The sequence below is a fragment of the Phyllobacterium sp. P5_D12 genome (assembly GCF_054049495.1).
This window is the reverse complement of the sequence record NZ_JBFUMG010000162.1, coordinates 1-8,953: the sequence shown is the minus strand read 5'-3', so window position 1 is coordinate 8,953 and position 8,953 is coordinate 1. Positions and strand designations below refer to the sequence as shown.

The following is an 8,953-nucleotide window of genomic DNA, read 5'->3' as shown; positions in this document are numbered from 1 at the left end:
CGGGAACACGGCCCGACTGTCCATACGGCTATTCGCGATCATGATCCCGGCGAGGTCCAGATATGGGATATGATCACGCCTGAAAACGCGCCCCAGGAAGATGATTGGCGCAAACCGGTGGACAGCCTTCCTGCTCCACCTGTCCGGCTCGCTGAGCACATCGCCAAGACGATAGATAGCTGGCTAAAGAATGGTGAAATAATTGAGGGGCAGGGCCGGCGTCTCGAAGCGCGAGACATCATGGTATTGGTGCGCAAGCGCGATCAGTTCATGCCAGCTTTGTCGCGCGAGCTGAAGAGGCGCCACGTCCCGGTCGCCGGCGCTGACAGGTTGAAGCTCACGGACCACATTGCCATCAAGGATCTGGTGGCGCTTGGCCGGTTCATGCTGCTGCCATCCGACGACCTGTCGCTTGCAGCACTGTTGAAGAGCCCGTTGTTCAAGTGGAATGATGAACAACTGTTTGACCTCGCATATGGCCGGGCAGAACATGAAACACTCTATCAACGGCTGAATGCGCGCGCCGACGATGATCTAATCGTGAGTTCAACGGCGCAACGATTGCAGAGTTGGCACAATCGGGCCGACACCGTACCGGTGTTCGAGTTCTATGCGGAGATTTTGGGGCCGGGAGGTGCCAGACGCGATCTGTTGGCAAGACTCGGCCATGAAGCCGGCGATGTCATAGATGAGTTTCAAAACTATGCGGTTGCCACGGAAAAGACCGGCCTCCCCGGACTTCAGGCATTCCTTGAAACGCTTGACGCCGCAACTCCCGAGATCAAACGCGAACTCGATCAGAGCCGTAATGAAGTTCGCATTATGACGGTACATGCAGCCAAGGGGCTGGAGGCCGCCGTCGTTTTCCTGGTAGATTCCGGCAGTGCGGCATCGGCAGGTGGGCGAACGCCAAATTTGCTTTCTTTCAAGCTGCAGGAAGAAGATGGCTGGCAAGGTCCAGGTTTTCTTTTCGTTCCCGGCAAGACCTATGCAACCGCCTTTACGGGAACGATCGTCGATAATCTGAAGATTCGCGCCGAAGAAGAATATCGCCGGCTTCTCTACGTGGGGATGACGCGCGCCGAGGATCGCTTGATCGTGTGCGGCTATCGCGGACCACGGCAGGCATCCGAAACATGGCATGGTTTGGTCGAGGCCGCCCTGGGTGAATTAAGCGAACCATTCCAGCATCCCGTAGAAACTGTGGTCGCCAGGCGTTATCGCGTGACGGAGCACACTCACTCGCCGATCGATGAGCTTGCCACACCTTCCGAAGCGCGTGCCGAACCATTTCCTGCGGCGTATCGCTCTCCCATGCCGCGAGAAGCCGGCCTGCCAAGACCGCTTGCGCCATCCGGCGTCTCGGTCTTGATTGAACCGGACGACGAAGCGCCCGTGGTGACCGGCTCGCCCGTATTGACAGTAAACGGAGGTGATCCATCGTTCGCGATCCGCCGCGGAACGGTCATCCACGCCTTGTTGCAGACCCTGCCGAACTTGTCCGCCGAACAACGGGTCCCGGCTGCGGAGCGCTACCTTTCGCGCGCTGCCTTTGACTGGCCCCGGCAAGAAATCGAAGACGCCCTGCAATCGGTCCTCGGCGTTATAGATGATCCACGCTATGCGCCGGTTTTCGCATCGGGCTCGCTTGCAGAAGTGGCGATCATGGGAACGCTGCATCTGCGCGGCAAGGATCACGCTGTTTCGGGTGTGATCGACAGGTTGGCCGCCGATGAAAAGCGGGTGCTGATCGTGGACTACAAGACAAACCGCCCACCCCCCGCCAGTCTCAACAAGGTTCCGGAAGCCTATGTTGCGCAGCTAGCCCTTTACCGCCAATTGCTGGAGCCGCTTTATCCGGGCAAGACTGTGGAGGCTGCGCTGCTCTTCACCGAAGGTCCCCACCTGATCGATATCTCCGCCGATGCGATGAGCGACGCACTCGGTCGGATGGTGTGAGCAAAGGATATGGATTGGAAAATGCAAAACGTGGTAAGGCTGATTATTGATTGCTGCGGGCAGGCAACGAAGCAGGATTGCAGGCTGCTCCAGACTGTTTGCACTGAATCGTGACAACACCGAGCTTGACGATTGCAAGCCGACTCACCACATGATGTGCAACACATTCACAAACACACAAGGAAAAGCCCATGGCTACCGTCAAGATCGACACCAGCAATTTCCAGTCCGACGTCATTCAGGCGGGCCAGCCTGTCGTCGTTGATTTCTGGGCGGAATGGTGCGGCCCGTGCAAGATGATCGCTCCCGCTCTTGAAGAGATTGCATCCGAGATGGAAGGCAAAATTACGATTGCCAAGGTCAATATCGATGAAAATCCAGAACTGGCTGCCCAGTTCGGTGTACGCTCGATCCCGACTTTGCTGATGTTCAAGGATGGTGAACTTGCTGCCAATCTGGTCGGCGCTGCTCCGAAGAGCAAATTGTCCGACTGGATCAGGAATTCGGCTGCTTGATTGTTCAAGTCATTCGAACAAAAGAGCCCGGTTTAGTGCCGGGCTTTTTGTTGCCTATAATGGCGGCGTGCCGTTGTCCGAAAGAACGTCGCCAGCCAGATACAGCGACCCGCCTATAAGAATGCGTGGTGCCGGCTCGGATGGGTCCCAGCTATGCGCCAGAATCTTCAGGGCATTTTCGACTGAATGCACAGGTTCAGCCGAAAGCCCGGCTTCATTGGCAGCCAGTGCGAGCTCGTCATGTGGAATCCCGGCGCCGCTGGAACGTATCGGCACCGTATAAACGTGCCGCGCCATGCCGGTAAAAGCCCGGAAATAGCCATCAGGATCCTTGGTATTGATCATGCCGGTGATCAGAAACAGCGGCCGTTGGTTGCGATCTTCCAATGTGGCAATAGCCTCGGCAATCACCAGCCCCGCTCCGGGGTTATGTCCGCCATCGAGCCAGATTTCCGAACCCGGGACCGCCATATCCACCAGCTTGCCCTTGATGAGCCGCTGCATTCGGGCGGGCCACTCGACATTTGCCATCGCTCTTTCGACGGCCTGCTCCGGCACCTTGAAGCCGGCAGTTCTGACCGCCTGGATTGCTGCAGCAGCGTTCGCCAGCTGGTGGCGGCCGAGCAGCGCCGGCAAAGGAAGGTCCATCAATCCTTTATTGTCTTGATAGACCATGCGCCCACGTTCTTCGAAGCTGAGGAAATCCTGGCCATACACAGTGAAGGGGCAATCGCGGCGTTCGGCGGTCTCGATCAGCACCATGCGAACAGCTTCTTCTTCTTGGGCGCCGATGACAACAGGGCAACGCGGCTTGATGATGCCAGCCTTTTCCGCCGCAATCAGTTCTACACGGTCGCCGAGATAGGGCTGGTGATCGAGCGAAATGGGCATGATGACACTGACAGCCGGCTCGGGAATGACATTGGTCGCATCGAACCGACCGCCGAGACCAACTTCGAGGATGACAGCATCCGCCGGGTGTTCCGAAAACAAAACGAAAGTGACGGCGGTAAGAATTTCGAAGACGGTGATTGCCTGTCCGGCATTGGCGTCGGCAACCCGCTTGACCGCATCCGCCAGCACATCGTCCTCGACGATCTTGCCGCCGCCTGGCGTGCCAATCCGATAGCGCTCATGCCAGCGTACGAGATGCGGCGAGGTGTGGACGTGCACCGTGTAGCCCGCGGCTTCAAGCAGCGCCCGCGAGAAGGCGACGGCAGAACCCTTGCCATTGGTGCCTGCGACGTGGATTACCGGCGGTATCCGCAGCTGGGGATTGCCCAGCGTGTCCAATAGGCGCGTTATACGGCCGAGAGACAGATCGAAGCCCTTGGGGTGGAGCCCGAGGAGCCGGTCGATCTCTTGTTCAGCACGCGATGGCATTGCACAGCCAATTCAAAAAGCAGGTCGGCATCAAGCTTCGGTTTCGACCGGTACCGGCACCACGGCCTGTTCGTTGGGATGTTCCTCAGCAATTTCCGTGGCCGCTTCACCCATCAGCATCTTCAACAGCCGGGCAATCGTTGCTTTCAATTCTGGCCGCGGCACGACCATATCCACCATTCCATGCGTCTTCAGATATTCGGCGCGTTGGAATCCTTCGGGCAATTTTTCACGGATGGTCTGTTCAATGACGCGCTGTCCGGCAAATCCGATCAATGCACCGGGTTCGGCGATGTGGATATCACCAAGCATTGCGTAAGAGGCGGAGACGCCGCCTGTCGTCGGGTTCGTGAGGACAACGATGTAAGGTAGACCAGCTTCCTTCAGCATTTCGACGGCAACAGTTGTGCGCGGCAATTGCATCAGGGAAAGAATTCCCTCCTGCATGCGAGCACCGCCGGACGCAGCGAAAAGCACCAGCGGTTTCTTTTGGGCGATCGCGGTTTCGAAACCTTTGATGATTGCTTCGCCCGCCGCCATGCCGAGCGAACCGCCCATGAAACTGAAGTCATGGATGGTCACGACGATCGGCAGTCCCTCGATCATGCCAAGCGCGTTGATAATCGCATCATCCTGGCCGGTTTTGGTGCGATGTTCCTTCAGCCGGTCGACGTAACGCTTTTCATCGCGGAATTTCAACGGATCCGTCGCAACTTTCGGCTGTTCCAGCACTTCAAAGACGCTGTCATCGAAGAAGAACTTCAACCGGTCCTTTGCGAGGATACGCATATGATGCCCGGAAGTTGGTACGACCCACTGGTTCTTTTCCAGATCCGTATGGAAAACCATTTCGCCGGATTCTGGATCCTTGATCCAGAGATTCTCTGGCATTTCGCGGCGACCAAGCATCGAATTGATCTTGGGCCGGACGTAATTCGTGATCCAGTTCATGATCGGTCCTGTTCTTCTAGCAAACGGTTGATTTAGGAGCTTTACTCGGCCGCCGCAAGACTTGACGCCCGCACACCGCTGGAAAGGCCTTTGACCATCGTGGCAACGGCTTCGGCGGGATCGGCCACCAAGGAACCGTCGGGATTGATCGTGTTGGCAACAGCATTGACGATCGCCGTGCCGACGACAACGCCGTCTGCGGCGGAGCCGATTACCTTGGCCTGCTCGGCGGTCTTGACGCCGAAGCCGACGACGACCGGCAAGTCCGTATGCTTCTTGATCCGCTCGACAGCGGCCGCAACCCGGCTCGTATCAGGCAATGCCGATCCGGTAATGCCGTTCATCGACACGTAATAGACAAAGCCCGATGTGTTCTGCAGGACCTTCGGCAGACGCTTGTCATCAGTTGTTGGCGTCGCCAGGCGAATGAAATTGATCCCGGCCTTGATCGCAGGAATGCAGAGTTCTTCGTCCATTTCCGGCGGCAGGTCGACAATGATTAGGCCGTCGATGCCAGAGGCGACGGCATCCACAAGGAAACGGTCGACGCCGTAGATGTAGATCGGGTTGTAGTATCCCATCAGCACGATCGGGGTGGTATCGTCGGTTTGCCGAAAGCGCGCGGCGAGATCGAGCGTCTTCGTCAGCGACATGCCCTTTTTAAGGGCCCGCAACCCGGCGGCCTGAATGGCAGGTCCATCCGCCATGGGGTCGGAGAATGGCACACCGAGCTCGATGATGTCGGAACCGGCGCCGGGCAGCCCCTTCATGATCTTCAACGATGTGTCGAAGTCGGGATCGCCGCCCATGAAATAGGTCACGAGTGCCGGACGCCCTTCAGCTTTGAGCGCTGCGAATTTTCTGTCGATACGCGTCGTCATGATCAGATGTCCATCCCTAGAAGCTGCCCGACCGTGTGCACATCCTTGTCGCCACGCCCGGAAAGATTGACGATCATAATCTTGTCCTGTGCCATCTTAGGCGCGATTTTCACCGCATGGGCGATAGCATGGGCGGATTCCAGTGCAGGAATTATGCCTTCGGTGCGAGTTGTCAGGGTGAACGCTTCGAGCGCTTCATCGTCAAGGATGGGCACGTAGGAAACGCGGCCCGTATCGCGCAACCATGAATGCTCCGGACCGACGCCCGGGTAATCGAGACCGGCCGAAACAGAGTGACCATCGAGAATCTGGCCGTCCTTGTTCTGCAAGAGATAGGTGCGGTTGCCATGCAAGACGCCGGGACGCCCCGCACTCATCGAGGCACAATGCTCTTCGCCATCTAGTCCACGGCCGCCAGCTTCGATGCCGATGATCTCGACGCTCTTGTCGTCAAGGAAGGGATGGAACAGACCGATTGCGTTGGATCCGCCGCCAACGGCAGCAATGATGGTGTCTGGCAGGCGTCCCTCGCGCTCGATGATCTGCTCGCGGGCTTCAGTCCCAATCACCGACTGGAAATCCCTCACCATCTCCGGATAGGGATGCGGACCAGCGGCGGTACCGATCAAGTAATAAGTGTCCTCGACATTCGAGACCCAATCACGCAGGGCCTCGTTCATCGCGTCCTTCAACGTGCCATGGCCGGATGATACGGGCTTAACCTCGGCACCGAGCAATTTCATGCGAAACACATTGGGCTTCTGCCGCTCGACGTCGGTCGCGCCCATATAGACCACGCAAGGCAGGCTGAAACGGGCGGACACTGTGGCTGACGCGACGCCGTGCTGGCCGGCCCCCGTCTCCGCGATGATACGGGTCTTGCCCATACGCTTTGCAAGCAGGATCTGGCCAAGGCAGTTGTTGATCTTGTGGCTGCCCGTATGATTCAGATCTTCGCGCTTGAAATAGATCTTGGCGCCGCCGTCGAGGCCCTGATCCTTGGCCAGCTGGCGCACATGTTTTGTCAGGCCTTCGGCGTAATACAGCTTGGATGGCCGTCCGGCGTAATGCGTCGACAGGGCCTGAAGCTCTGCTTTGAACGACGGATCGTTCTTCGCGTCTTCATAGGCCTGCTGCAGTTCAAGGATCAGCGGCATCAGGGTCTCGGCAACAAAACGCCCGCCGAAAATGCCGAACATGCCCTCCTCGTCAGGGCCTGTCTTGAATGAATTGGGTTCAACCACCGTGTTCACTGCATCACTCCGTTCTTGAGGCCCTGTCGCTTTGTTGAAACGACCGCCTCTTATATTCAGGCCGCATCGGCGCTTTTGGCAGCGCGCACAGCCCGGAAAAAATCCTTGATCAGGCCAACATCCTTCACGCCCGGTGCAGACTCGACGCCGGAAGAAATGTCGATGCCTGGTGCATTCGTTGCCCGTAGCGCCTCGGCGATATTACTCGCGTTGAGACCACCGGAAAGCATGTAATCGGTAGAGGCGTCAAGCTCACTCAGCACCTGCCAGTCAAAAGAAACACCGTTTCCGCCAGGAAGCTCCGATCCCTTTGGTGGTTTGGCGTCAAAAAGGAAGCGGTCGGCCACGTCGAGATACGGCTTGATCTGTTCAAGATCCCCGCGTTCGCGCWAGGCAAGTGCCTTCATGACCGGCAAGCCATAACGGGCCTTGATTTCCGCAACCCGGTTAACGCTCTCATTGCCGTGCAATTGGAGCATGTCCGGCTGCATCGCAGCAACAATCGCGTCGAGCGTGACGTCATCCGGATCGACAGTCACAGCGACTGCTATCGCGCGCCCCTTGGCAGCCTGACGCAGACGGCCAGCCTCGCCGGGGTCGACATAGCGGGGGCTTTTCGGAAAGAAAATGAAGCCGATATGCGATGCGCCGTCGTCCAGCGCCGCAGCCACTGCTTCGTCGGTTTTCAACCCGCATATCTTGATATCAAGGCTCATAAGCCGCCACTCGCATGAAAATGCGTCAAAGTCGAGGATTTTGCGCATTGATCAATGGTTAGAGATGGTGGTGATAGCCTTCTTTAACAAGGAAATCGAACGCATCCGCGACAGATGCAGGGATGGATTGCGCTATCTGGAAGCCTTTGGACGGATAGTCGCGTATTCGCTGCACGTCGCCGACCATTTCGTGGACTAACATTTCAAACGGGTAGGCTCCGATCGGTTGTTCTCCGAAGGGCGTCATTGGTGCAGTGACGAGTGCCGATACTTCGGGCCATTGTGCCCGGACCGTCGCATAGGCGCGGCGCTGGGTCTGGGGCTTGGTGACAATGATGATGCGAGCCACCTGGCCCTTCGCCATTGCACGTGAAAACCGGATGTTCTCCCCGATATTGGTGGCTTTCGGTTCGATCAGGATCGCGTCCGCAGGAACACCCCGTTCCCGGGCACGCCTGGCAAACGCTTCAGCTTCACTGCCATCGAATAGATTGTTGGTCCAATTGCCGGATTTGCCGGTAAAGAGAATTTTTTTGGCCAGGCGCTGATGAAACAGCTCGGCGCAACGATCGGCGACGCGCAAGTCGTAGCTGCCGAGACCAATAATCACATCGACCTCAGACAGTTCGTCATAGATAAGATGAAAATTCCACAGCGTTCTTGCCGCCTGCAAAACGGCAGGTGAAGAAGCGCGTTCCATCAGTTGAAATCGATAGCCTGCAAGGCGCTGCCATTGCGTTTCAGCCAGGCTTTGCAGCGCTCCGTGTCGGGGCAAAGCTCGCCGCACAATGTCCAGAATTTCGGACCGTGGTTCATCTCTTTCAAATGGGCCACTTCATGTGCGACGAGATAGTCGATAACCGGTGGCGGCGCCATCATGATGCGCCAGGAAAAAGATAACGTACCGTCAGATGTGCATGAGCCCCAGCGGCTTTTGGTATCTTTCAGGCGAACAGCCTTTGCGCGCCGCCCAACGGTGGTTGTGTGACGGGCGACGAGCATTTCCAGGTCGCGTCGCGCCTCACGTTTCAAGAAGTCGCCAACGCGCCTGGCGAGATGCGGACGATCGCCACAGACGATCAGCCTGGGCCCTTCGGCTCCGTTTTCCTGCCGTACCGTTCCACGCTTTGCCGGTTCGTGCACAATGAGATGTGGCACGCCGCGTACGGGGATCTTCACACCCGGGCGCACGTTCGGTTGATCAGGCATTTTCGCAATGCGGGTCTCGATCCAGCCTTCGTGACGGGAGAGAAATTTGTCGACTTCGCGCGCAGCTATGCCCGGCGGCACGGTCA

9 protein-coding genes are annotated in these 8,953 nt (G+C 57.6%); 2 read left to right on the top strand and 7 right to left on the bottom strand.

Going from position 1 to position 8,953, the window contains the following annotated elements:
• Together ACXJ5O_RS12720 and trxA are read left to right on the top strand one after the other, a co-directional pair.
• Positions 1 to 1,959 (top strand): 3'-5' exonuclease (locus tag ACXJ5O_RS12720; protein WP_457300200.1); only part of this gene is annotated, 1,959 nt, incomplete at its 5' end.
• A gap of 191 nt (positions 1,960 to 2,150) precedes the next feature.
• Positions 2,151 to 2,474 carry a thioredoxin gene (trxA, locus tag ACXJ5O_RS12715; protein WP_112524851.1) on the top strand — a complete coding sequence of 108 codons (324 nt, stop codon included), beginning with the start codon at positions 2,151 to 2,153 and terminating at the stop codon, positions 2,472 to 2,474.
• A 54-nt stretch (positions 2,475 to 2,528) separates the two neighbouring features.
• On the opposite strand, the gene ACXJ5O_RS12710 is transcribed toward trxA, so the two are convergent.
• The 7 genes from ACXJ5O_RS12710 to ACXJ5O_RS12680 all read right to left on the bottom strand — a co-directional run.
• The gene (locus ACXJ5O_RS12710; protein ID WP_457300199.1) at positions 2,529 to 3,857 is read right to left on the bottom strand and encodes a bifunctional folylpolyglutamate synthase/dihydrofolate synthase; all 1,329 of its coding nucleotides are present in this window, start codon (positions 3,855 to 3,857) and stop codon (positions 2,529 to 2,531) included.
• Between the two features lie 30 nt (positions 3,858 to 3,887).
• A complete protein-coding gene (gene accD / locus ACXJ5O_RS12705) occupies positions 3,888 to 4,808 on the bottom strand; it encodes an acetyl-CoA carboxylase, carboxyltransferase subunit beta (RefSeq protein ID WP_457300198.1) in 921 nt (306 codons plus the stop codon).
• Positions 4,809 to 4,849: 41 nt separating this feature from the next.
• Positions 4,850 to 5,689 (bottom strand): tryptophan synthase subunit alpha, encoded by an 840-nt coding sequence (gene trpA, locus ACXJ5O_RS12700; protein WP_112524845.1) that lies wholly within the window; start codon positions 5,687 to 5,689, stop codon positions 4,850 to 4,852.
• 2 nt (positions 5,690 to 5,691) lie between these two features.
• Positions 5,692 to 6,942, bottom strand: coding sequence for a tryptophan synthase subunit beta (gene trpB / locus ACXJ5O_RS12695; protein WP_457300197.1), 1,251 nt, complete (start codon positions 6,940 to 6,942; stop codon positions 5,692 to 5,694).
• Positions 6,943 to 6,998: 56 nt separating this feature from the next.
• Positions 6,999 to 7,658, bottom strand: coding sequence for a phosphoribosylanthranilate isomerase (locus ACXJ5O_RS12690; protein ID WP_457300196.1), 660 nt, complete (start codon positions 7,656 to 7,658; stop codon positions 6,999 to 7,001).
• Positions 7,659 to 7,716: 58 nt separating this feature from the next.
• On the bottom strand, positions 7,717 to 8,358 hold the full coding sequence (locus ACXJ5O_RS12685) for a YdcF family protein (RefSeq protein WP_457300195.1): 642 nt from the start codon (positions 8,356 to 8,358) through the stop codon (positions 7,717 to 7,719).
• Positions 8,358 to 8,953 (bottom strand): M48 family metallopeptidase (locus ACXJ5O_RS12680; RefSeq protein ID WP_457300194.1); only part of this gene is annotated, 596 nt, incomplete at its 5' end. The genes ACXJ5O_RS12685 and ACXJ5O_RS12680, both read right to left, overlap by 1 nt.

Coding starts and splice junctions, on each gene's coding strand:
- accD (WP_457300198.1), bottom strand. CDS start 4,808: ATGAACTGGATCACGAATTACGTCCGGCCCAAGATCAATTCGATGCTT.
- ACXJ5O_RS12685 (WP_457300195.1), bottom strand. CDS start 8,358: ATGGAACGCGCTTCTTCACCTGCCGTTTTGCAGGCGGCAAGAACGCTG.
- trpA (WP_112524845.1), bottom strand. CDS start 5,689: ATGACGACGCGTATCGACAGAAAATTCGCAGCGCTCAAAGCTGAAGGG.
- ACXJ5O_RS12710 (WP_457300199.1), bottom strand. CDS start 3,857: ATGCCATCGCGTGCTGAACAAGAGATCGACCGGCTCCTCGGGCTCCAC.
- trxA (WP_112524851.1), top strand. CDS start 2,151: ATGGCTACCGTCAAGATCGACACCAGCAATTTCCAGTCCGACGTCATT.